This window comes from Agarivorans gilvus, from assembly GCF_001420915.1.
GTDB lineage: Bacteria > Pseudomonadota > Gammaproteobacteria > Enterobacterales > Celerinatantimonadaceae > Agarivorans > Agarivorans gilvus.
Genome location: NZ_CP013021.1, coordinates 93550 through 117079, shown reverse-complemented (window position 1 = coordinate 117079; position 23530 = coordinate 93550). Strand labels below are relative to the sequence as shown.

The 23530-nt window shown below is 44.1% G+C and carries 18 protein-coding genes; 7 read left to right on the top strand and 11 right to left on the bottom strand.

Annotation, left to right across the window (positions count from 1 at the left end; genetic code table 11):
- The first annotated feature begins 81 nt into the window (after positions 1 to 81).
- From AR383_RS00635 to AR383_RS00625, 3 genes are all read left to right on the top strand, one after another.
- A complete protein-coding gene (locus AR383_RS00635; protein WP_055731376.1) occupies positions 82 to 750 on the top strand; it encodes a tRNA (adenine(22)-N(1))-methyltransferase in 669 nt (222 codons plus the stop codon).
- Positions 751 to 900: 150 nt separating this feature from the next.
- Complete coding sequence (locus AR383_RS00630) at positions 901 to 2202, top strand: inosine/guanosine kinase (protein ID WP_055731375.1); 1302 nt, start codon at positions 901 to 903, stop codon at positions 2200 to 2202.
- 182 nt (positions 2203 to 2384) lie between these two features.
- Entirely contained in the window at positions 2385 to 4001 is a 1617-nt protein-coding gene (locus tag AR383_RS00625) for a methyl-accepting chemotaxis protein (protein ID WP_083481445.1), read from the top strand.
- A gap of 30 nt (positions 4002 to 4031) precedes the next feature.
- Here AR383_RS00625 and AR383_RS00620 read toward each other — a convergent pair whose 3' ends face one another.
- Genes AR383_RS00620 through AR383_RS00610 form a run of 3 tightly spaced genes read right to left on the bottom strand, consistent with a single transcriptional unit; the run spans position 4032 to position 8619 of the window.
- A complete protein-coding gene (locus tag AR383_RS00620) occupies positions 4032 to 6074 on the bottom strand; it encodes a putative bifunctional diguanylate cyclase/phosphodiesterase (RefSeq protein ID WP_055731373.1) in 2043 nt (680 codons plus the stop codon).
- Positions 6071 to 6607: a YfiR family protein gene (locus tag AR383_RS00615; RefSeq protein ID WP_055731372.1), complete on the bottom strand. Its 537-nt coding sequence runs from the start codon at positions 6605 to 6607 to the stop codon at positions 6071 to 6073. Before AR383_RS00615 ends, AR383_RS00620 begins: the two co-directional genes overlap by 4 nt.
- Positions 6607 to 8619, bottom strand: a complete 2013-nt coding sequence (locus tag AR383_RS00610) for a TonB-dependent receptor plug domain-containing protein (protein ID WP_055731371.1) — start codon at positions 8617 to 8619, stop codon at positions 6607 to 6609. Before AR383_RS00610 ends, AR383_RS00615 begins: the two co-directional genes overlap by 1 nt.
- Positions 8620 to 9024: 405 nt before the next feature.
- Here AR383_RS00610 and AR383_RS00605 point away from each other — a divergent pair, with 405 nt between their 5' ends.
- Positions 9025 to 9411, top strand: a complete 387-nt coding sequence (locus tag AR383_RS00605; protein ID WP_055731370.1) for an RNA-binding S4 domain-containing protein — start codon at positions 9025 to 9027, stop codon at positions 9409 to 9411.
- Positions 9412 to 9638: 227 nt separating this feature from the next.
- Here the strand turns inward: AR383_RS00605 and AR383_RS00600 are convergent, their stop codons facing one another.
- The 6 genes from AR383_RS00600 to AR383_RS00570 all read right to left on the bottom strand — a co-directional run bounded on the left by AR383_RS00600 (position 9639) and on the right by AR383_RS00570 (position 17535).
- A complete protein-coding gene (locus AR383_RS00600) occupies positions 9639 to 10208 on the bottom strand; it encodes a hypothetical protein (protein WP_055731369.1) in 570 nt (189 codons plus the stop codon).
- Positions 10209 to 10451: 243 nt separating this feature from the next.
- Positions 10452 to 10913 (bottom strand): hypothetical protein, encoded by a 462-nt coding sequence (locus tag AR383_RS00595; RefSeq protein ID WP_055731368.1) that lies wholly within the window; start codon positions 10911 to 10913, stop codon positions 10452 to 10454.
- Positions 10914 to 10920: 7 nt separating this feature from the next.
- Positions 10921 to 13170, bottom strand: coding sequence for a hypothetical protein (locus AR383_RS00590; protein ID WP_055731367.1), 2250 nt, complete (start codon positions 13168 to 13170; stop codon positions 10921 to 10923).
- A gap of 117 nt (positions 13171 to 13287) precedes the next feature.
- Positions 13288 to 14396, bottom strand: a protein-coding gene (locus AR383_RS00585; protein WP_157051611.1) for an IS3 family transposase whose coding sequence is annotated in 2 segments (ribosomal slippage) — positions 13288 to 14147 and positions 14147 to 14396 — 1110 coding nt in all. Because the reading frame shifts where the segments join, the coding sequence is not laid out codon by codon here.
- A 424-nt stretch (positions 14397 to 14820) separates the two neighbouring features.
- The gene (gene fusA / locus AR383_RS00575; RefSeq protein ID WP_055731364.1) at positions 14821 to 16905 is read right to left on the bottom strand and encodes an elongation factor G; all 2085 of its coding nucleotides are present in this window, start codon (positions 16903 to 16905) and stop codon (positions 14821 to 14823) included.
- A 282-nt stretch (positions 16906 to 17187) separates the two neighbouring features.
- Entirely contained in the window at positions 17188 to 17535 is a 348-nt protein-coding gene (locus AR383_RS00570; protein WP_373869483.1) for a YajD family HNH nuclease, read from the bottom strand.
- A gap of 157 nt (positions 17536 to 17692) precedes the next feature.
- Between AR383_RS00570 and AR383_RS00565 the strand changes: the two genes are divergently transcribed.
- Positions 17693 to 18277, top strand: coding sequence for a hypothetical protein (locus tag AR383_RS00565; protein ID WP_055731363.1), 585 nt, complete (start codon positions 17693 to 17695; stop codon positions 18275 to 18277).
- A gap of 381 nt (positions 18278 to 18658) precedes the next feature.
- Here AR383_RS00565 and AR383_RS00555 read toward each other — a convergent pair whose 3' ends face one another.
- A complete protein-coding gene (locus AR383_RS00555) occupies positions 18659 to 19834 on the bottom strand; it encodes an MFS transporter (RefSeq protein ID WP_055731361.1) in 1176 nt (391 codons plus the stop codon).
- Between the two features lie 24 nt (positions 19835 to 19858).
- Positions 19859 to 20491 (bottom strand): LysE family translocator, encoded by a 633-nt coding sequence (locus tag AR383_RS00550; RefSeq protein ID WP_055731360.1) that lies wholly within the window; start codon positions 20489 to 20491, stop codon positions 19859 to 19861.
- 511 nt (positions 20492 to 21002) lie between these two features.
- Between AR383_RS00550 and ytfQ the strand changes: the two genes are divergently transcribed.
- The gene (gene ytfQ, locus AR383_RS00545; protein ID WP_055731359.1) at positions 21003 to 21962 is read left to right on the top strand and encodes a galactofuranose ABC transporter, galactofuranose-binding protein YtfQ; all 960 of its coding nucleotides are present in this window, start codon (positions 21003 to 21005) and stop codon (positions 21960 to 21962) included.
- Between the two features lie 57 nt (positions 21963 to 22019).
- On the top strand, positions 22020 to 23528 hold the full coding sequence (ytfR, locus tag AR383_RS00540; RefSeq protein WP_055731358.1) for a galactofuranose ABC transporter, ATP-binding protein YtfR: 1509 nt from the start codon (positions 22020 to 22022) through the stop codon (positions 23526 to 23528).
- The last annotated feature ends 2 nt before the right edge of the window (positions 23529 to 23530 follow it).

The window sequence follows — 23530 nt, the reverse complement described above, 5'->3', positions numbered from 1 at the left end:
CATTTAGCTAAAATGGCTGCCAACATAACTTTCCAGCCAGTAAAAAGCGATTTAAGCCTAATGGCGATGTCGGAGACGTAAGTGAAACTAAGCCCACGTTTAAATGCAATAAACCAATTGATCACCGAGCCCTACACTCATATTTGGGATTGTTGTTGCGATCACGGCTTTTTAGGTGCCCACCTACTGCAGAAAGGCATGGCCGAAACCGTGCATTTTGTCGATAGCGTTCCGTCTATTTGCCAACAGCTAGAAAACAAATTGGCCCGCTTTAGCCCGCCTATGCAGAACCTCAGTTCACCACAATGGCAAGTTCATTGCGCTGATGCAGCCACACTAAAACTGGCAGATTGTGCTCAGCAACTGGTGATTATTGCCGGTGTAGGAGGAGAGCTTTGCAGCAAACTGCTTGCAGGGCTGCTTGAGCACAATGCACCACTAGACTTTGATATTATTGTTTGTCCAGTGCATGAACAGTTTCAATTAAGGCAATTCCTAATAACTAAAGGCCTTCGGCTAGTCAGCGAGCAAATCGTAGAAGACAAACAACGCTACTACGAAGTATTGCATCTCAGCCGCCATGCTAAACAGCCACTAACCAGCACCGGTAAAATGTGGGATTTAAAACTAGCTGCGCATCAGCACTATCTTGGTAAGACCATAAAACACTACCAACAGCGAAGCCGCAGTATTACTCACCCAGCCTTGCAAGCGTATTTAAAAATACAACAAGATACGCCTCTTACATAGGTTTTAATAAGGCATAAGCCAACAATAAAATGATAAGCCGCTAGACATTAGCATTTGAGCAACATTTTACTTTTCCTATGCTAAAATCATCTCGGTAAAACAGCCAACATCTAGCTAAGCAGCACCTTTGATTAACTAAGTGATAAATTAATGAAATTTCCCGGTCAACGTAAGTCAAAACACTACTTTCCCGTTGAGTCTCGCGATCCGCTTACCAACGAACTTAACCCCGTGTTAAGCCCTCAACATACCCATATCACCGGCATCGACCAAACCTTAGTTGATATTGAGGCTCACGTTGACCACGCCTTTATTGAGCGCCACCAGTTAATGCTAGGTAACTCCTTATTGATTGACGATGAAGCAGCCCAAAGACTCTACCAAGAACTTCAGCAAGGCCAACTGATTACCGCAGAATTTGCCGGCGGAACCATTGGCAATACATTACATAACTATTCAACTTTGGCCGACGGTCGTTCGGTGATGTTTGGAGTAATGAGTCAGAACATTACCGTTGGTGATTACGCATATCGCTACTTATGCAATACCTCTTCGCGAGTCGATCTCAATCATCTACAACCGGTAGCCGGCCCGATTGGTCGTTGTTTTACCCTGATTACCAAATGTGGCGAACGCACCTTTGCCATATCTAGGGGCCACATGGATAAACTCAGCTCCGATTTTATCGATGAAGAATTGGTAAAAACCGGCGCAGCCTTGGCCCTTACCGCCTACTTAATGCGCGCGGGGAACGACCCCATCACCGCCGCGGCCATGCAAGCCATTAACGATGCCACTGCTGCGAATGTGCCAGTAGTACTGACCTTAGGCACACGTTTTCTGATTGAAGACGACCCCAAATGGTGGCAACAATTCATCAGCGAGCATGTTACCGTTCTGGCAATGAATGAAGAAGAAGCCGAAGCGCTAACCGGCGAAAAAGACGTTCTGCTGGCTTGCCAACAGGCCTTAGAGTGGTGTGACTTGGTATTATGTACCGCTGGTGCGCGCGGCTTATTCATGGCGGGTTATACCGATGAGCAATATAAACGGGCCACCACGCATACACTGTTGCCCGGTAGTATTGCCGAGTTTAACCAATATGAATTTTCCCGCCCAATGTCAAAAATCGATTGTTTGCAGCCTCTCAAAGTCTACTCACACATTGCGCCGTTCATGGGTGGTCCAGAAAAAATCACCAATACCAACGGCGCTGGAGACGGCGCACTATCGGCACTATTACACGACATGGCTGCTAATGTGTTTCACCGTAATAACGTGGCACAATCGAGTAAGCACCAGTTTAATGCCTTAAGTTACTCATCATTTGCCCAAATCTGCAAATACGCTAACCGTGTTAGCTACGAAGTGCTCGCTCAACACAGCCCGCGTTTATCACGAGGTTTACCTGAGCGAGAAGAGAGTTTAGAAGAAGTGTACTGGGAACGTTAGCCCCAGTAAGGGGCCAGGCATATCAGCCCCTCATCTTTGCCATTCCAAGACCCTAAATTTTTGCTAAATGTTAGTTGTTAGTCTTAACTTATTATCAAAAGTGTAAGTATCAGAATTTTCGACTAATTATTGAACAGATTGCTTTGCAAGTAGTACCTAAGCACTCTTTGGGGCTAAACTAAATGCACAGATTATGGGGTCGTTTTTCAATTGCTGCTAGGCTTTATCTCACCATGGTAATAGTGGGCTTAAGCTTGCTGGCTATCACCTTAACTTATACCTATCAGCACGAAAAAACCTTAGTTGAAGAGATGGCTAAGCAGCAAATCAAAGTGATGTCTGAAAGCTACTTTGAAGGTTTAAATACACTGATGTTGTCTGGTGCAATGGCCAATAAAAAATTGTTGCACGATAAAATGCTTAAGCAAGACAATATATTAGATATAAACTTACTCCCCTCTGCGCCAATCCAGGCTATGTTTAGGCCCAATAGCCCTGCCGCGAACCTTAGCCCAGACCAACAACAAGCCTTTAGCGGTGACACCGTCTATCGCTACAAACAACAGCAAAATCAAGCTGCGCTACAAGTCCTTACTCCAATTATCATGAGTGATGACCACAATGGCGTGAATTGTTTAACTTGCCACGTCACCAGTAAAAATGGTGACGTGGCGGCCATCATCGACGTATCATTCTCGTTGAATAAAGCCAATGCCATGATTCACCGAGCCTTAATCAATCAAGCCAGTTTGTTGTTTGCCGTGTTTTTTGTTGGCATGTTAATGCTAGCGCTCATTTTTCGTGGCGCCGTCGCCAAGCGCTTATCGCGACTACGTAAACACCTCAACCAAGCGGCCGACAACGCCGATCTAAGCATAGATTTTAGTGACCCCTACAACGATGAAATCGGGGCGCTGTATCGTTCACTCAATTCACTCATCTCCAGTTTTAAAACGAGCTTAAGCCAACTCACCCAAAGTAGCAGCGACTTATACAATACTGCCGAGCGAGTAAAAGATGTAGCCTCATCGACCGAGCATTCGGTAAGCCAGTTAAAATCGGGCACAGCGTCAGTGGCCACCACCATGCTGCAAATAGAAGCCTCTTCCAATGAGGTGAAGAAGAATGCTCAATTTACCACCGAGCGTACTCAAAATGCCGACAAGCAAGTAAAAAGCGGGGCAGACAAAGCCCAGCAAACGCTCAACTACATGCAAGCGCTGGTCAATATTGTTGACCAAGCCAATAGCAACTTACAGGAACTAGGCGAGCGAAGTGAAAAAGTTAACGTAATGGTGGAAAGCATTTCGGCCATCGCCGAGCAAACCAACCTATTGGCATTAAATGCTGCCATTGAAGCGGCTCGCACGGGTGAGCAAGGTCGAGGCTTTGCCGTGGTAGCCGATGAGGTGCGCTCTTTAGCTACCCGCACCCATCAATCTACCGACGAAATTAAAGCGATTAACGAACAACTCAATCAACAAAAAAACCGTATGATTGACACCATGAAACAAGCCGGAGAAGCGGTACATCAATCATCCAATAACATCGATGAACTCTGGTCTATTCTGCAACAAATAGCGCAACAGAGTGAAGAAATCACCGAGCTCAATTCACAAATGGCACTGGCCTCAGAGCAACAAAACGAAGCGGTAGTTGAGGTTAACGCCCACATCACCAACATTCAAAGCATTGCCGAAACCACAGCACGCGATGCCAGCGAAGACAACATCATTAGTGAACGAGTGGTGGCCTTAGCCACCGAACTTAAAAACATGGTCAATAGCTACAAGCTCTAGCAACCGCTAAAGTGGAACGGTGCTTACGGCTTAAGCTTGTTGGTACTGGCTAAGGTAGCGTTGATAAAATGCGTCTTTGGTCATAGGTTTAGATACAATATAACCTTGTACGTAATCACAGGCGACATTTAATACTTGCTGCCACTGCTGTTCCGTTTCCACTCCTTCGGCCACCACTTTAAGCCCCAAATGGTGAGCCATGGTAACAATCGCTCTTACTAAAGCCACACTATCTTGGTCTTCACTTAAGGGCTGAATAAACGAGCGGTCAATTTTCAGCAGGTTAATATCCAATTGCTGTAAGTAAGCCAAAGATGAATAGCCCACCCCAAAATCATCAATCGCTACGTCCATACCTCGGTGTTGTAAGCGCGAGAGCTGGTGCTTAATTGAGTCATCGGTAGTCATCAACACATTCTCGGTAATTTCGATAATGATGCTGTGTGCGGGGATCTCGTACAAGGCTAAGGCATGGATCCAATCATCGATCCACTTTCCGCCATCGTTAAACTGGGAAGGTGAAGTATTAACGCTGATTTGAATATTAGCGCAGCCCTGCTGGTACCATTGCGATACCGTTTCCACGGTTTGCTGCATAATCCATTGGCTTAACTCGCGGATTAAACCTGCTTCTTCAATTACATGAATGAACTCTCCGGGAGACACAACGCCACGCTCGGGATGGTTCCAGCGAATCAAGGCTTCGGCCTTGTGTACCGGCATAGGTTCACTATCTGAATTTAATGCAACAATCGGTTGAAAATATAACTCGAACTGCTGCTCTGCCAAGGCCACACGCAGCTCTTCTAACAAACGGCGTTTATGTTGCGCTTCTTCCTGCATATCTGCAGAGAAAAACTGATAACAATTGCGCCCACGCGCCTTAGAAACATACATGGCCTGATCGGCATGTTTCACCAGCTCATCTACGGTTTGCCCGTTAGCGGGGTAAAACGCCATACCAATACTACCACTCACATAGGCAGTTTCTTGTTTGATAGTGAAACGTTTAGTCAACGCCTGTAATACCGTATCGGCAATGGTGGCTAAGCGCTGTTGTTCACTCACCCCTTCGATAACAATAGTGAACTCATCACCGCCCAAGCGAGCAACCACGTCTTGATCACGCACACAACGGGTGATTCGCTGCCCTGCCTGATTTAACAAAATATCGCCGTAGTCATGGCCTAGGGTATCGTTAACTTCTTTAAAGCCGTCTAAATCAATAAATATCAGACCAAAATGACTCTGGCTCGCCACCAAGCCTTGCAGCTTTTCATAAAAAAAGTGGCGGTTAGGTAAACCGGTTAAGCCATCGGTATAGGCATATTGCAGTAGTTTCTTGTTGGCGGCTTCTAGCTCCTGAGTTCGCAAACTGACCTGCTTCTCCAGCATGCTATCGCGCTGCTCAATAGTTTCGAGCATGCCATTGAAATAACCTGTTAAATTGGCCACTTCATCATCGCTAGACTGCTGCGCGCGCAGACTATAATCATTGGTGCGACTGACTCGCTCTGCCACCTTAGATAAATGCATTAACGGTCGCAGAAAGCCCTGTTTTAAAAACAGAGATAAAAACAAACTCAAGCCAAAAGTAAGTACTAATAAAGCCGCCAAAAACTGCACATAAAAGCCCACACGCTTATCTATATAGCTGTCGTTGGCCCAGATTGTGAGATCCCCATAGACCTGCTCATCCATAATCAATAGGCTAGTCACTTCAATTAAACTATCGGGTCCCTGTTGGATGTGCTGTTGGTAAAGCTCGCTGGTCACATTCACCAACTGCTTTTGAGTATTCGTAATACTGGCTCTTAATACATCTTTCCGCGATAACAAAGACGACAGCATCTCTTGCATGGTGTCTTGGTCGTTAAATAACAGCGCCGCGGTTAAGTTAGGCGCCAGCGTATCGGCTATATTTTGCAGCGCGCGCGTTTGCTCGCGTTTAGCACTAACAAACTCATAAGCGCTTAATACGCCGGTCACCACTGCAGTTGAAAAAATAGCCATGCTCATCAAAATAAACAGCAGTTTTTTACTCAAGGTATTCATACCTAAAAAGGAACTCATGGCTGCTCCTCTTTAACAATTCGACTCAATCTAAGTACCTTAGAACTCATCACGATATTGGCCTTGTTTAACGCATCAGGAGAAATGGCAAACCGCACTTTTCCCCCTAGCAAAAAGAAACGAATATGCCCACCTTGGTGGATAAACTCTTCATCCTCGCCCACCAACATGGTATTGCTTAACAAGGACTTATCCACCCCAAGCCACTGTTGATAAAAGCTAGATGAGACAAACAATAAATTACACTGATTAATGTCTAAGGAATTTAAGTCAACCAAACTGACTCGAATAGGCAGGTCATGGACCGTATGCTCGTGCAATACCCAAGCGGCCTTATCCACAAACTCCAAGTCAGGACTGCATAACTTAAAATACCCAAGCGGAGTGGCTGGCGCTAACCATTCGCTATAACGCGCGAAGTTAAACAAGAAACCAGCTTTAATTGCCTGCTCTTTATCGTTAGCTGTGGCGTGTCCCGTCAGCACTAGTATTAGCACGCATAAACAACGTTTAAACAAACGTTTGAAGAGCATTAAAACTCCGCTATCACACGCAGTACAACACTGCGCTCTATGTAGTTTGCAACGGTAAAAGTCTCAGAGCCAGTGTTATACTCCACATGCTTGCCAGCGAGTAGATTCTTGCCAGTTAATGATAAAACCGCACTATCATGAACTTGCCAAGCCCAACTCAAGTCCAGCACATCATAGTCATCAGCATGATAAGCGTCACTTTTGATGGAGCGAAATAAGCCAAATAAAGCATGACGTTTAGCGACCTGCCAGTCAAACTTAGCAAACCACTGGCGGCTATCTGAATCATCGCCAATCGCCGGTTGAGTGTTAGCTTGTAAGTCATAACGATAACGTAACTGACTATAACCTAACTCAGCCTTCACATCGTGATTGGACTGCCACGCTAACAAGGCTTCTCCCCCAGTCACTTCCAGTTCAGCGTTAGACACCACATCAAACTCCAGCACGCTATTGGCTAAAGCTTGTTGTACTTCGAGGTATTGCCCCATCGCCAATAAACCGCCGAGTTGCGCTAAATCTACAGAATCGGGATTAGGGTACACCGCAAACACATTACGAGATTTGGTATCAAATAACGATACATCAATAGTCCAGGGATTTTGGTTAAAGCGATACCCCAGCTCATAGGATACGGACTTTTCTGGCTCAACCTGCTGATTACCATTTAACACGGTTCGCATGTAATAGTTATCGATAGCCTCTATTCCTGTTTGCAAATAATGTCCCACCCTTGTGCCGTTAATAGCCGTATCGTAATCATATTCGGCTAACGAGGGGATCCTCACTCCTTGCGATACCGCCCCCCACAATACATGGGAGTCATTGGCTTGCCAGCTTAAACGCGCTGCCGGCTGGTGCTCCCAACCAGTAAAGCTATTGTGCTCGGCCTTGTCACCAATACTCAAGTTCAAGCTATCTGGGATAAGCGCAAACTGTAACTGCAAAAACGCGCCATATTGCTCTAAGCGAGTGATGTTGTTGTCGCTACTCATAATCAGGTTAGGAGTGAAAGGCAAATAACTGTTTCGGTAATTTAAGCCCCAATCCAATTGCGCCTTACCGATGAGTGAGTTCATTTGGTAGTCTAAATCGATAGACTGAAAACGCTCATCCAAGAACAACTGTTTGCCTTGTTGTAACATCCATGAAGCCTGTAACATCTGGTTCGAAAAGGATGACAAACGGTGCTCTAAGCGTGCCATCACTCGGGCATCATTACGCTCAAATTGGTCGCTCAATAAAGTATTTTGATTAGTATTAATGTCTAGTGCTTTTAAACTTTGCCCCTGCTCGGTTCGAGTGAAGTTGGCTTGAGTGAGTATTGATACATCATCACTAGGGGCGAAATCAAAACGGGCTCCAACAGTGTGCTGTTTAGCATCGTCTTGCGGCTCCATCTGAATGCCGTGTTTAGATTGGTCTAACTGTTTGCTTGAGGCATAAACACGATAAGCCCCTAACTGACCAAGGTCTCCGCCATAGCGAAACGCCAACTCATAATCGAGTAAATCGCCACCGCCTACCTGCAGCAAACTACCGCGACTATCTAAACTATTTTTAGTGATAATGTTAATCACACCGTTGGTCGCGTTACTTCCCCACAGCAAACCGCCCTGCCCACGAATCACTTCAATGCGTTCAATATCATAAAGCGGCACATCCAGGGTTTCCCAATATACGCCGGCAAAGGTGGGGTTATAAACACTTTGCCCATCCACCATCACCAACAACTTGCTGGTATGCCGACCGGCCACTCCACGAGTTGTAATGGCCCACTGGTTATTATCCAGTTGCCTAACTTCAATACCGGGAACCAATTTTAGCGATTCAGCCACCGTTAAAGCGCCAGAGGCACGAATATCTTCTTTACTCAATACATATAAAGCAGCCGGAGTGGTAAAGGTGGATTGAGCGCGTTTCATCGCCGAAGTCGCTTGCACATCTTCAGCCATCAACGACTCTAAATCTAAGCTTGAAAGTGACTCCTGAGCGGCGACCGCAAAAGTCATAAAAAACAACAACGAACAACAAGTACAGCTAGGTGATTTCAAAGAACAACTCCCTGATCTTCTATCTTTCCTTACACGCTGATACTAAAAGGCTTTATTTGAAACAGAGGAGGGCTACAGGATAAAGCGATGAGTATTAATTCAGCAAAAATTGATGATATTTATCTCCTCCCCATAGATCAAGTGAAACCGTGTTCTAAGAAAAAAATAACTAGTTTATGTACCAAACCCTTAGTTTTTGTAATGACTAAAGCGCTGCCACCTGAAACATATCGCTAACTAGACGCAACTTTGCTTGGCGTTTATTTAAAGTGCTTGTAAGTTTCTGGCCAAAACCAATCTTACTTGACCTAACTATGCTTGCTCACCATAATCACAGCTGTTATCCCCCAGTTGGTCAAAGCAATGAAACAGCAGCAAGATCCCCCGCAAGAAATAGAAGTGGAAGCTCTCGAAGTTATCGTTCAGCAGCAACCCATAGAGCTATATAAAGTATTAAAAATAGGTAATTTGGTAAACGGTGGCGGAGAGGCAAAACTCGCTATTGCCGAAGGCTATGTGGGCCTAAACGGCGAACTAGAACAGCGTAAGCGTAAAAAAGTTTATGCCGGAGACATAATCGAGTTTAACGGCCAATTCCTTTACGTAGTCTGCGACCAGCCTCCAACCGAAGTGGATAACAAGCCGTCCAAGAGCAACAACACTAAGTCTAAAGACAAGTCGACAACTAAAGCACCTAAACAAGCATCGGCAAATAGCAACAAAACCGGCCGCCGCTCGATTAAGTTTTAAATCCACTGGCTCATACTTAGGCTAGCATCTTAAGTTGTAAGTCACCGCTATAGCTTGAAGAAGGCGCTGCTTCTAAAACTCACAATTGGACAGAAACGATTTAGACTATTTGAACTAATAATGTTGCTTCGGATTATTGTGAGTATAGGAAAGTGCTAATTAGGAACATTACAGGGCATTCTTAAAAAGAAAGAGCCGACATTCGTTTTCTGACTCTTTTATCTGCTTTAAAGCGTGCCTGCTGCATGGCGCTTAGCGATGTCTTTGAATAGCTCTAGCATTCCTTGATTAAACAAAAAATCATCACTCATCTCAAAGCTTTGGCATAAATCCATATCAGGGTAACCGCAGCGGCTTAGGTTATCTAAACTGTAACCGGGAATATCTTTACCTATAGAGTGGATGAGCCTAGATATCCCTAACTCCTCGTCACCACAATGCCCGTAATGATGAAAACCTTCACTGGTTTGCGGCTTGCTTGGGTCTCCAGCATTAAAAAAGCGCGGTAGGTTTTCTACAAACCATGCGGCTGCACCAATGGGGAACTCGTATTGCTCTACATAGCGATATGGTTCACCACTAAAAGGGCTAATACCATCATTCCAATAATGAATAATTAACATAGCCCCATCAAAGTAAAGCTGCCAATCACGAACCGTATCTTTAAACCTAACATCAGTAATCTCGGCAATTTTTTTCCAAGCGCGAGGTAAGTTTTCCGGCTGATATACTGGCCATTCTGGCTTGCGAGGCACTGGCACAAAAGTAGATACATCAAATACAGGGGGTTTGTTCATAATTTTAATCCTGGAATTTCGCTAAGTTCTACCAACTGCACTGTGCCATTTACTTCCCAGAGTGAGATCGTGAACATTTTTTGAACGACAGGCGTTCGATTAACACGCTACATTCGCGTACAAAATGTGCAAGCTAACAGCACAAATTTGGAAAATCGACTATTAGAAGCCTAATGTTCGCAAAGTGAGCATTCACGATCTCACCCTGATTTACTTCCGTAATACTGATAGAATTAACTTAATTCAGGAGATGCTTTTTAGTTTATCAAAAAGACCTTCTTTAAGCATGTATCGAGGAATGAGCCAACTTTGTGGTGGTCGATTTGATACGTGGTCTACCCTTGATTTATTCCAAAAATTATAACCCGGTAGGTTTTCTAAACAGCAGTGCATCATTGAGCTAATCCCTATATCTTCACCACTAAACATTCTGTTTTCTGAATTTGTACTTTTATCTCCTTCATTTCCCCAGTAATTATTTTCTATAGTTTTAACGAACCAACATATTGATTCAAAGGGAAATTCAGCTTGTGATATTTTATCTTCTCTGGTAAAGAGGCTTGTATATTTTGACCAATAAACTATGTAGTCTTCAAACTGTATAAGTTTGTGTGTTTCATTTTCAAACATAGGGTAATCTAGCTCAAATAATACCCTAGAGTTCAGAGGAAGGTGTAAAGGGTCTAATATTGGTATATTTTTCATAATAAACTTACTTAATTGGAGTTAGGTTGACTGTTTTCACGATTGAAGAGCTACCTGATTTGGAAGACTGTAACTCAGACAAAAGGGGTAAGTCTTTTTCTATGCTTAAAATTTCGACAACACCGTATTGTCCTCCTCCATTCGCTGTATTTGCTGTTAATCCATTCCCTGTAAACTCTGCGTTTGCCCCTAATTCCGTTCTAACTTCATGCCGAGCTAAAAATTTGTCCGCCTCACTCGGTGGCATACTAGAAGCATATTCATTAATTTGTTTAGGATTAAACTCGTTACCACCAGCATCCCTAAAATCTTTCACTTTAGCGGCATATTCAACTTGATAACTCGAATTCATTGTACTTAGAAGTACGTCGTTATCATGCCCCTCAACATTCTTAGTGACAACATCACTCATCTTGTTCCATGTAGGTACAACAGTATTTCCGCCAAACCGTTCTAAGTTCTCGCCTCGATCAATAATATGCATTACATATTTTTTTTGGGGGTCATACCATGAGCCGTTTCCAAGTACTTTATAGATTAACTCCGGATCTGTATCAGCAGCTTCCAGCTGGTCAAAAGAAGTCGTCCAAGTTGGTACTAATCCACTTTCACGTTGATATGCTAACTGGGCGTCAGGCGCTATATTCTTAGGCTGAACACTAACCAAGAATCTATCATTAGCTGTTGCCCCTGAGTTCGCCAGTTTCATTAACTCGTCATCGCTGTACTTGGGTTTGTATGCAGGTCTACCTGCATTCATTCGTTTTTTGATATCTTCACGAGCTACCTCTAAGCGTTTTTCGACTTCAGCAAAAGAACTAGGGTTCACACGTTTGCGTTTATGGCTCGCTACATTACTTGGCTTTTGTTTACCCGCATCAGTAGACACTTGTGCCCCTGCAGGCTTGGCAATTTGTTGTTCAACTTTTCCACCGGTACGGCCTGCTTTAGTTTTAAATCTGGCTTTTTGTTTTAGTTGCTTAGCAAGCTTTTTAAATAGGCCACCAAGTTTATCTAAATGGCGTACTCGGTTTGCGGCTATGGCAGCGCTTGCTGTTCCCCCGCTAAGGGCCACTAAAATAGCGCTTAGTACAATGTCGAAGATGGCGGCCCCGCCCATTTCTGTCAGCTCGGTGTGGTGCTGCGCTTTGGCAAAATCTTTAACAAATTGGAGTAAGGCTGTTTGAGTTTCACTGTCATCGCTAATAAAGCTGGCAATTTCGTAGGCTTCGCTGAGGTTTTCTTTGGTAATAGAGGCTGGGTCAAAGCCCAGTGCTTTTACGTAGGCCTGATGTTGCTGAGCCGTCCAATTATTGGCAAAGCTGGTCGCCCAACTATCGTTGTCTTCAACATTGTAAGCATCCCAAGCGGCAGTGAAGGCTCGCTTAAGTTGCCCTTGCATAGAACCAAGCTCTATAAGGTTATAGGTAAATTCAGCGGTATCACTAAGCGCACCAACAATCCCAGTTAACAGAGAGCCAATACTCGATGCCCCCTTTTCAAGCGCATTTAGCTCACCATATTCGGCGGCTATTTTGGCGCCCTCTGCTCGCTCGGCGGTAATAATGCTACTGAGTACGGCTGTTATCTCGGCTCGAGTAGCTGCAATGGCGGCGTCATTGGGTTGCTCGCCAAACTCAACATCAACGTTATTGGGTTTAAGGTTAGGTAGATGCGCTAAACCATCAGCATCGAGCATGCCTTTTAATACTGTGCCGTCAGCTAAGGTTGCCTTGTAAGGCAAGTTGGCCGCAGGTGAGCCATCTGGTAATGCGCAATACAAGTCTAAAGCTTCGCGAATGTCTTCAGTTGATTGTCCACCTTGGCCTAAGGGCATTTGAGCTGGCTTAGCGCGAGTAACAACACTCTCTGGCAAAGCTGCTACAGGCATGCCGCCTTCCATATTCGAAGGCGGTGGTGGAGCAAAGTTTGCACCTTTAAGCACCTTAACCTCACCGCTCACAATACCATTACTCAGCCAAGCAATTTTCTGCTGCTCGCTTTTGTGGCTGGCCATGTAATCGCCAGATACCTGAAAGTAGAGTTTGTTTAAGTCAAACTGATAACCCCACATAGGGCTATGGTTTTGCAATAAGGATTGCGCCCAATATGTATCGATATGGTGATGAATCAATTCGCCAGAATTAGGTACATGGCTTGCACGCCTAGGTAAGAACATATAAGACTGGCCAAAGGCATCCACTAACAGAGTTTGGTTAAACTTAGCTTGCTCGAAAGGGTTAGCGTTTGGGTGCATTATTGCCTCTCAAACACGCCATCGATTTCACTGCCTTAAACATGCGGTTCCTTGCTCGCTTATCTGGACAAAATTGACTTAAGAATCAATAAACTCGTGATGCTGTCCACTTCCCCATTAATGAGACAGTTCTAAAGTAGAGTTTTCCAGTTTTGCTCGGTAAGCAGCCGGTGGCAAATTACCGAGACTTTCATGGGTTCGTTCTTCGTTGTAATCCAAACGCCAGAACCAAGCCATTTCTCGGACTTGTTCTAGCGATTCAAATAAATACGCATCCAAAAATTCTCGACGGAACGAGCCATTGAAACGTTCCACAAATCCGTTTTGCTGAGGCTTACCTGGCTGGATATAAACCAGTTGAATATGGTGCTGTTCACACCAATCTGTCAGCCTTGCCGAGATAAGCTCAGGCCCGTTATCGACTCGTAATTGAACCGGTAGACTACGCTCAGCTTTAATTTGCTCAAGTACGCGTACAACGCGCTCTGCTGGCAATGAACTATCTACCTCAATGGCAAGGCATTCCCGCGTACCTTCATCTACTACATTAAGTGTGCGGAAGCGTTTCCCGCAATAAAGTCCGTCATGCATAAAATCTAAGGCCCATTGATAGTTGGCTTTCGCTTCAACCTGTAATGGTTGCGCAATTCGCTTCGGTAATACTCGTTTAACCCGCCGTTTAAGGTTGAGTCCCATTTGGCAATACACGCGATAAACGCGCTTATGATTGAATGGATACCCTTTGTAACGCAGTCGGCCAAAGCACTTCCAAAAGCCCGCTCTGGGGGACTTCTTAAGCTCAGAATTCAACGCATCAATGACAGCAGCATCCCTTTGACGCCAATCGACTAATGGCCGGTAATAACTTGAACGGCTGATGTCAGCCAAGGTACAGGCTTTCAGAATGCTCAAGCCGGCACCGACCAATAATTGGGCACAGCTCCGTTTTTCTGCTGTCACCAGCCCTTTTTTGCGAAGAGTTCCTTCATCGCATGGTTTTCCAAACTGACTTCGGCAAATAACTTTTTCAGCTTCGAATTTTCCTCTTCCAACTCTTTGACTCGCTTGAGTTCAGAAGCATCCATGCCACCGTACTTAGATTTCCACTTATAGTACGTGGCGTTACTCATTCCGTGTTTACGACAGATATCTTCGACCTTCATCCCCGCGTCAGCTTCTTTGAGAATGTTGACGATCTGCGTTTCGGTAAAGCGTGATTTTTTCATGGCGTTCTCCTACGTTAATGAGTGTAGAAAACTCCATTTAAATTTGTGTCATTTTAGGGGAAGTGGACAATGCTATCAGGCTAATAACAAGAGAGTCAATATAAATATTAAAATACTCATTAAGCTTATCGCTAGAGATGAGGTTAATTTGCTGAAAACACGAAGATTGATTTGAGTTACTTTAGTCTTGAAACTCGTAATGGGGCATTAATCTTTTAGACCTTGATGTGCAAAACTAAGCTAATTGTGAAAACAAGATTGCTTGGTTTGCACGCCTTAAATTGCAAAGTGACAGACTGTGCCCTGACTCATCCATCAACCCTGTTTAGTGCGAGCTGAATACAGCGCCAATAAAAACTCACGATTAAACAGGCATAAAAAAAGCTGCTCAATGAGCAGCTTTTCTATTGGCTAAAAGTAAAGCTTACTTCTTAGCGCGTTTCTCTTTTTCTTCAGCAATTACAGCTTCAGCCACGTTTTGTGGACATGCAGAGTAGTGCGAGAATTCCATAGAGAACTGACCACGACCTGAAGTCATAGTACGTAGTGAACCAATGTAACCAAACATTTCAGCTAGTGGTACATCAGCTTTAATGCGTACGCCAGTTACACCAGCTTCTTGGTCTTTGATCATACCGCGACGGCGGTTCAAGTCACCAATTACGTCACCAACGTGATCTTCAGGTGAGAACACGTCAACTTTCATGATTGGCTCAAGAAGTTGTGGACCCGCTTTTGGTACAGACTGACGGTAAGCGCCTTTAGCTGCGATTTCGAAGGCAATTGCAGATGAATCCACCGCGTGGAAAGCACCATCAAATAGCTCTACTTCCATATCTAGAAGTGGGAAGCCAGCCAATGGACCTTCTTCCATCATTACTTCAAAGCCTTTTTGTACTGCAGGCCAGAATTCTTTAGGTACGTTACCACCCACAACAGATGAAGTGAAAGTGAAACCAGAACCTACTTCACCAGGACGGATACGGTAGTCAATCTTACCAAACTGACCAGAACCACCAGACTGTTTCTTGTGAGTGTAGCTATCTTCAATTTCTTGAGTAATAGTTTCACGGTAAGCCACCTGAGGTTGACCAACAACAAGGTCTACACCGTAAGTACGCTTAAGAATGTCTACTTTAATATCTAAGTGAAGCTCACCCATACCTTTAAGGATGGTTTCGCCTGAATCTTCATCAGTTTCCACTTGGAAAGATGGATCTTCTGCCACCATTTTACCGATAGCGATACCCATTTTCTCAGTTGAACCTTTATCTTTAGGTGCAACAGCAATCGAGATTACTGGAGTTGGGAATACCATAGGCTCTAGTGTACAAGGGTGCTTAGGATCACATAGAGTGTGACCAGTTTGCACGTTCTTCATACCCACGATGGCAATAATATCACCCGCTTGCGCTGTGGTTAACTCATTACGCTCATCGGCTTGCATCTCAACCATACGGCCAACACGCTCAGTTTTACCAGTGAAAGCGTTAAGAATGGTATCACCCTTATTCAATACACCTGAGTAGATACGTACAAAGGTAAGCGCACCGAAACGGTCATCCATAATTTTAAATGCTAGAGCGCGTAGTGGCTCGTCGGCAGAAACGGTAGCGTATTGGCCAGTTTCTTCGCCTTCATCATCCATAAGAGGTTGAGGATCAACTTCAGTTGGATCAGGTAGGTAATCAACAACCGCATCCAATACTAATTGAATACCTTTGTTTTTAAACGCCGAACCACAGTAAGTTGGGAAGAAAGACATATCACGAGTACCTTTACGGATACACGCTTTTAGTTGCTCAATAGTAGGTTCTTCACCTTCCATGTAAGCCATCATTAGGTCTTCATCTTGCTCAACAGCAGTCTCAACCAACATCTCACGGTATTCTGCCGCTTTTTCTACCATGTCTTCTGGGATATCGGTAACTTGGTAGTTTTCTGGAAGACCAGTTTCGTCCCAGATGTAGGCTTTTTCTGTTAGTAGATCAACCACACCAACGAAATCTTCTTCAATACCAATTGGTAATACCATTACTAATGGGTTTGCAGCTAAAACGTCTTTAGTTTGCTGAACTACGCGGTAGAAATCAGCACCCATACGGTCTAGTTTGTTAACGAAGATAATACGTGCAACTTCTGATTCGTTAGCATAACGCCAGTTAGTTTCAGACTGAGGCTCAACACCACCAGAACCACAGAATACACCGATACCACCGTCAAGCACTTTAAGTGAACGGTATACTTCAACGGTGAAGTCAACGTGTCCAGGAGTGTCAATAACGTTGAAGCGGTGGTCATTCCAGAAACAGCTTACCGCTGCAGACTGAATAGTAATACCACGCTCAGCTTCCTGCTCCATGAAGTCGGTAGTAGATTCGCCGTCATGTACTTCACCGGTTTTGTGGATCTGACCAGTAAGTTTTAGGATACGCTCAGTTGTGGTAGTTTTACCCGCATCAACGTGAGCAAAAATACCAATATTTCTATATTTTGATAAATCAGCCATTGTTCAACTCTAATCAATTGTTTTTCAAATTCGCGGGGAGTATACCACTACTGTCGCACAAGGCGAGAGGGTGAACTGTATTTGAGCGATTAAATCCGAAATTTATTGCAAAAAAAGCCCTCGTAAACTACGAAAACGTCGCTTAATCGCAGTCATTAAGGGCTTATTAGCTAAAATCTAGTTTTTTCGTAAACTACAGAAAAAATACTTCCCTGCCCAATAAACAGCTTAGTTGGCTTCCCACGCTGTGCAAGCTGAAAATCAGCTACTTTTTAGGGGCTGTTAGCCTTTCTTTTCCATCATCGACCGAAGGTTGGCAAAAGGGTTGGTGGTCGCCAAATCTTGTTTTAGATCGCTTCCCGCTTCAACCGTAGAACCATATTGGGCCACTTCAGTATATTTTGAATGTTCATGGTCGTGGCAATATAAGCACAACAACTCCCAGTTAGACCCATCACTCGGATTATTGGTATGGTCGTGATCAATATGATGCACCGTCAATTCACGCAAATTAGAATAAGGAAATTCACGCGCACAACGCCCACAAACCCAAGGAAAGAGTTTCAAAGCTTTTTCTCTATAACCCTGCTCTAAGCTTGCATAATTACTTGGTATATTCGCCAAAATCATCTCCAATATATAAAGCCAAGCAGACTATAGCACTTGCCGAACATGCTCGACTACCACTAAGCGCCAAATTTAGACGCTTTGAATTATTCTCTACAGTCACTATCAAAAATGGCATTTATCGACCAAGCTTAATAACTGGAAGGCAAGGGACTGCACCATGAATAAAACCCTCACCAAAGTTAGCTGTAATTGTTGCGACTACAACATTACCACCTCCCAGCTCAATGGTTGGTTAGTATTCCTTTATAACGGTGTAGAAGTGCCACTACGGAAAACTCTCGGCTGGTGCCAGCATTGCCATGGCCTTGTTTCCGCTGAACAACTACGCGACAGTGAACTCATTATTCAAGAGATGAGTGAGCTGGCTAAACAGCTTTCAGCAATAGAAAAAACCCTAAAAACCAATTATTGGCAACGCTTATTAAACAGAAAACTAAGGCGGGTGCGACGACGCTCGGTAGAGACCTTACTTAGCTTAGCGGCAGAATTAGACATTGCCAGACAGCGCAACAATCAAGCTAAGTGCATCAGTTGTGGCGGCTTCAATGTGCAAGTCATCGAAGCGAATATCCATATTGGCGAGCAATTTTGGCAGCAAAGCAAGCACAAAAGCTTGGCCACCGGCTTAGTCCATCCTGTATGCGGTGGTGAATTTATTGCAAGTGAACAAATTCAGTCTCAAGCCCCGCTTTCCCAAGCGGCTAACTACCAATATATAAGTACCACAAACCGTTCAGCATAAACTCAGAAAACTAGTGAGAATGGGCTAAAAAGCGTTTAAATAAAATCATGCTGCCACCACAGGGGCTAGACATTTACATAAACAAGAGCGAGTAACAACAAGCATACCAGTAAAACCGTCGCCTTAAGCTGGGCTCGACGCTTTGCCTTGTAATGCTTAGTTTTTAATTGCAGCATTTCTGCTTGAGGTTTTTTGTTACTCAAAACCACCCAGCCTCCTGAATCGAACACTTTATTAGAATCAAGATAACATAGCAGCACCAGCAAAAACTAAAAGCTAGCTTTAAGTCTTAAACACCAGAGTGTTTGTTGCGTCGCATTTATTAACATCAACTAGCGTAAAAACATTAACAAACTCAAATCCCGCTAAGCCTTAATCAAGTTAAGCGATCTTCCTTTGTTTTATCAGTTGAATCGTCTCACATTGAGGGCCGGGGTGGCGAGGTACCATCAAGGCAAATACTAACGAAGCAACGGCAATGCCCGCCCCTATCCAAAATACCAAATCGTTTGAATACAACCAAACCATGCCCAATAGAGCGGGCAATACTACTGCAGCAATATGGTTAATGGTGAAACTAACGCCGGCCGAGCTGGCAATATCGGCGGGATCGGCAATTTTTTGGAAATAGCTTTTCACGGCGATCGCCATGGCAAAAAACAAATGGTCAACAATGTATAGAGCCGCCGCCCACTCTGCTTGATTTACCACGGCGTAACCAGAAAACACCAAAATAAGGCCGCAATACTCAATAATTAGGGTTTTTCGCTCTCCGATACGGCCAATCAAACGACCGATTTTTCTGGCGAACAAAATATTCAAAACTTGATTAACAAGGTACAGCAGTGCGATATCAGAAACCGAATAGTGAAACTTCTCCACCATTAAGAAGCCAGCAAATACCACAAAGATTTGCCGCCTCGCACCACTCAAAAAGACCAAGGTATAAAACAGCCAATAACGCTGCCGAAGAATTAAACGTTTATGCTGCTCATGCTCGGCCGGATAGTGAGGAAAACGCCAAGCAATAAACATCACCGCTAAAATCGTCAAACCACCAAACATGGCATATAAGCTTACATACTGGAAATGGCTATATTCCAATAGGATCCACAATAAGCTATAGGCGAGTACCGCGGCAGCCCCTTTCACCGCGAGAGCTTTCCCCATAAAGGCTGGAGTGTCGGCTTTAGGGATCCACTGCAAGGTTAAGGATTGATTCACCGTTTCAAAGTAATGAAAGCCCACCGACATTAATACCGTCGTAAAATACAAGCCATACACGCTAGGAAAAAAGCCGGTTAAAGTAATGCCAATGGCCAGCACTAAAAGGCTAATCAAGGCAAAGGTTTGCTCTTTTAAGATCAACAATACATATATAGCGGTAAAAGCTAGAAAGCCCGGAATTTCTCGCAAGCTTTGCAACATGCCAATTTCACGGCCACTGAATTGGGCCGCCTCTATGGCAAAGTTGTTCAGCAATACCATCCAAATGGAAAAACTGAACGGCATCAAAAACGCCATCATTAATAGCAATTGTTGCTTAGAAGTTTGCATGCTCGTCCTTGAATATCGTTACTATTAAGCCAGCTCGCTCAATGCTAAGCGCAAACCAAAAAAGGCAAACATTCCGCCGAGGCCACGATTTAACCACTGCTTTAAACGCTGGCTGGCCTGCACTCTGGCGGCGATGGAAGCGCTTAACCAGGCCAAAATGTGACCCCATAAGATGGCATTAAAATTAAATACTAAGCCTAACACGATGAAAGCCAAGGCTTTATTAGGCTCAGCAGGGTCAATAAACTGAGGAACAAAAGCCAAAAAAAACAGTGCCACCTTGGGGTTTAAGCTATTAGTGAGAAAACCTTGGCGAAATATCTTTGAATAAGAACTTGCGTTAAAGCGCGCTGGAGCGTCCACCGTTGGGGAACTAAGCGCCATGCTTATCCCCATATAAACCAAGTAAACACAGCCCACTATTTTTAGTACAGTGAAAGCCGTAGCCGAGCTAGCTAACAAAGCAGAAAGCCCAAAAGCTGCTGCGCTTATGTGAACAAACGTGCCACAACCAATGCCCAAAGCCGCTACCGACCCGGCCTTGAAACCTTGACTAGCACTGCGCGAGGCAACATACAAAGAATCTGGCCCAGGAACCAAGTTCAATAAGATCCCTGACACCACAAACAACCAAAAATCATTAATCCCTAAACCCACGACGCTTCCTTGTTTGATAGCCTTACTATACGGACCACCAAGAATAACATGAAGCAGCCAAAGGCCTCTATTACTTATTAATTCATGATGTTAGTGATGGCTTAAAACTAAAACAGCAAATAAACATACAAAAACTAATGATTTCAGCTACAAGCTGAATAACTCTTATAAAAACAGCACCAGCCCCCCGCTAATAAGTGCCTATTTTATTAGAGAAAAAATTAAAAACCTGAGAAAAACATAATTAAATAGCCAGTTTGTAACTTTAATATCATTAGCATTCTGTTTTTTTTGATAGTAAAAGTCGAATTAAAGGCAGTCAATATGTTAAAAATTATTGTAAATACTGCTAATAAAATGGATGATTTTGCTATCTAAGCTCAAGGTGTGACCAAGCTCTAAAAGACTATAAATCATCTCTCCTATTCTCTATTGGTGTTTTAAATACACACAGTTAGCTGTACTTAAATTTAACCCTACAAATGCCACAACAAAACAATAGAGAACGATTATGCTAAAAAAATTAACCCTAGCGACTGCCATAGGCAGTATAGTGATGTCAGCTTCAGTCATGGCCAGCTCACTTACCGTTGGCTTTTCACAAATCGGTTCCGAGTCTGGATGGCGTGCAGCTGAAACCGCAGTTTCTAAAGTAGAAGCCAAGAAACGTGGTATCAACTTAAAAATATCAGACGCTCAACAAAAACAAGAAAACCAAATTAAAGCAGTACGCTCCTTCATCGCTCAAGGTGTGGACGCTATCTTCATTGCCCCTGTCGTACAAACTGGCTGGGGGCCGGTACTAGAAGAAGCCAAAGATTACGGTATTCCGGTGTTCTTACTCGATAGAGGGATCACTGTAGACGATGACTCCCTCTACATGACGGCAGTTACCGCCGACAACGTTTTAGAAGGTAAAGTTGCCGGACAATGGCTAATTGATACAGTAAAAGATAAACCCTGCAATGTTGTAGAGCTGCAAGGTACTGTGGGTGCCAGTGTGGCGATTGACCGTAAAGAAGGTTTTGGCGAAGCCATTGGCAGCACCGATAACATTAAGATTGTTCGTACACAATCTGGCGAATTTACCCGCAGTAAGGGTAAAGAAGTCATGGAGAGCTTTATTAAGGCCGAAAACGGCGGCAAAAACATCTGTGCGGTATTTGCCCATAATGACGACATGGCGATTGGGGCCATTCAAGCCATTAAAGAAGCGGGCTTGGCACCAGGTAAAGATATTTTAATTGTCTCCATCGATGCGGTTCCAGATATATTCAAAGCGATGATGGAAGGCGACGCCAATGCCACTGTTGAATTAACCCCTAATATGGCCGGTCCAGCCTTTGACGCCTTGTTATCGTATAAAGACACTGGTGCTCAACCACCGAAAAAAATAGTAACCGAATCCAAATTATATTTACCTAAAGATGCACCAATGCAATTAGAAATGAAAAAAGATTTAGGCTACTAATAAATAACAGCCTCTCAGTGGGTGTGATTTATTCGCTGAGAGGCTGGCGGAGTTTTTATGTCTTCAACCAGTGACGGTACCCAAACTATTTTAAGCGCCAAGGGAGTGAGCAAGCACTTCCCTGGTGTAAAAGCCTTACAAAATGTCGATTTTTCTTTAAGAAAAGGCGAGATCATGGCTTTGCTCGGGGAGAATGGCGCAGGTAAATCTACCCTAGTAAAAACGCTAACCGGCGTATATCAACGCGATCACGGCGATATTTTTCTCGAAGGGGAACTCATTTCTCCACAAAATACCGCCCATGCCCAACAATTAGGCATAGGTACGGTTTACCAAGAAGTAAATCTACTACCTAATATGTCGGTCATGGACAATCTCTTCATTGGCAACGAACCTAAAAAATGGGGTTTAGTTGACCGTAAAGCCATGGCTAAACAAGCCGAAGCCATCGTTAAAAGTTACGGCCTTAACTTAGATGTTACTCAAGCACTCAACAATTTTTCAGTCGCTATTCAGCAGGTTATCTCCATCGCGCGGGCTATTTCTTTATCAGCCAAGATATTAATCCTCGACGAACCCACCGCCAGTTTAGACAGTGGTGAAGTGAAAATGCTATTTGGCATCATGCGAGACCTGAGAGATAAAGGCGTCAGTCTAGTGTTTATTACTCACTTCCTCGACCAAGTTTACGAGGTAAGCGACCGCATCACCGTATTGCGCAATGGTCAATTAGTGGGAACTCATGAGACTAAGCAGCTACCACAAATCGAATTAATCAAGCTAATGTTAGGTCGAGAGCTAGAAGACAATGCGCTAAAACGTGCAGGTAAAACCAAATTAAGTGACCAAGCGGTAGTTGAATTTAATGACTACGGTAAAAAAGGCAGTATCGTACCCTTCAACTTAAAAGTGCACGCTGGCGAAATTGTTGGCTTAGCTGGTCTATTGGGTTCTGGTCGAACCGAAACCGCGAAAGTAATCTTTGGCATTGACCCTAACGACAGAGGAACTTGTAAACTCAAAGGCCGGCCGGTAAAAATCAAATCAGCACGTCAGGCCTCCTTGATGGGCTTTGGCTTTTGCCCCGAAGACCGCAAAACCGACGGTATTATTGGTGCAGCCTCGGTGCGTGAAAATATTATTTTGGCACTGCAAGCACAACGAGGTTGGTTTAAGCCCTTATCACGCACCGAGCAAGAAGAAGTATCGGCGCGTTTCATTAAACAACTGGACATTAAAACCCCCAATATCGAACAACCCATCGAGTTCCTTTCTGGTGGTAACCAGCAAAAAGTTCTGTTGGCGCGCTGGCTACTCACCAAACCTAAGTTTCTCATTCTAGATGAGCCCACCCGCGGTATTGACGTAGGCGCCCATGCCGAGATTATTCGTTTAATTGAATCCTTGTGCGCCAATGGACTTGCCTTGTTAGTAATATCGTCAGAGTTGGAAGAACTAGTAGGCTATGCCGACCGAGTCATTGTGCTACGTGACCGAAAACAGGTGGCAGAAATTCCCACGGAAGATCTGTCTGTTCCCGCCATTATGCAAGCGATAGCGATGTGAGA

Coding starts and splice junctions, on each gene's coding strand:
- AR383_RS00630 (WP_055731375.1), top strand. CDS start 901: ATGAAATTTCCCGGTCAACGTAAGTCAAAACACTACTTTCCCGTTGAG.
- AR383_RS00625 (WP_083481445.1), top strand. CDS start 2,385: ATGCACAGATTATGGGGTCGTTTTTCAATTGCTGCTAGGCTTTATCTC.
- AR383_RS00620 (WP_055731373.1), bottom strand. CDS start 6,074: ATGAGTTCCTTTTTAGGTATGAATACCTTGAGTAAAAAACTGCTGTTT.
- AR383_RS00615 (WP_055731372.1), bottom strand. CDS start 6,607: ATGCTCTTCAAACGTTTGTTTAAACGTTGTTTATGCGTGCTAATACTA.
- AR383_RS00610 (WP_055731371.1), bottom strand. CDS start 8,619: ATGACTTTTGCGGTCGCCGCTCAGGAGTCACTTTCAAGCTTAGATTTA.
- AR383_RS00605 (WP_055731370.1), top strand. CDS start 9,025: ATGAAACAGCAGCAAGATCCCCCGCAAGAAATAGAAGTGGAAGCTCTC.
- AR383_RS00600 (WP_055731369.1), bottom strand. CDS start 10,208: ATGAACAAACCCCCTGTATTTGATGTATCTACTTTTGTGCCAGTGCCT.
- AR383_RS00595 (WP_055731368.1), bottom strand. CDS start 10,913: ATGAAAAATATACCAATATTAGACCCTTTACACCTTCCTCTGAACTCT.
- AR383_RS00590 (WP_055731367.1), bottom strand. CDS start 13,170: ATGCACCCAAACGCTAACCCTTTCGAGCAAGCTAAGTTTAACCAAACT.
- fusA (WP_055731364.1), bottom strand. CDS start 16,905: ATGGCTGATTTATCAAAATATAGAAATATTGGTATTTTTGCTCACGTT.
- AR383_RS00570 (WP_373869483.1), bottom strand. CDS start 17,535: ATGATTTTGGCGAATATACCAAGTAATTATGCAAGCTTAGAGCAGGGT.
- AR383_RS00565 (WP_055731363.1), top strand. CDS start 17,693: ATGAATAAAACCCTCACCAAAGTTAGCTGTAATTGTTGCGACTACAAC.
- AR383_RS00555 (WP_055731361.1), bottom strand. CDS start 19,834: ATGCAAACTTCTAAGCAACAATTGCTATTAATGATGGCGTTTTTGATG.
- ytfQ (WP_055731359.1), top strand. CDS start 21,003: ATGCTAAAAAAATTAACCCTAGCGACTGCCATAGGCAGTATAGTGATG.
- ytfR (WP_055731358.1), top strand. CDS start 22,020: ATGTCTTCAACCAGTGACGGTACCCAAACTATTTTAAGCGCCAAGGGA.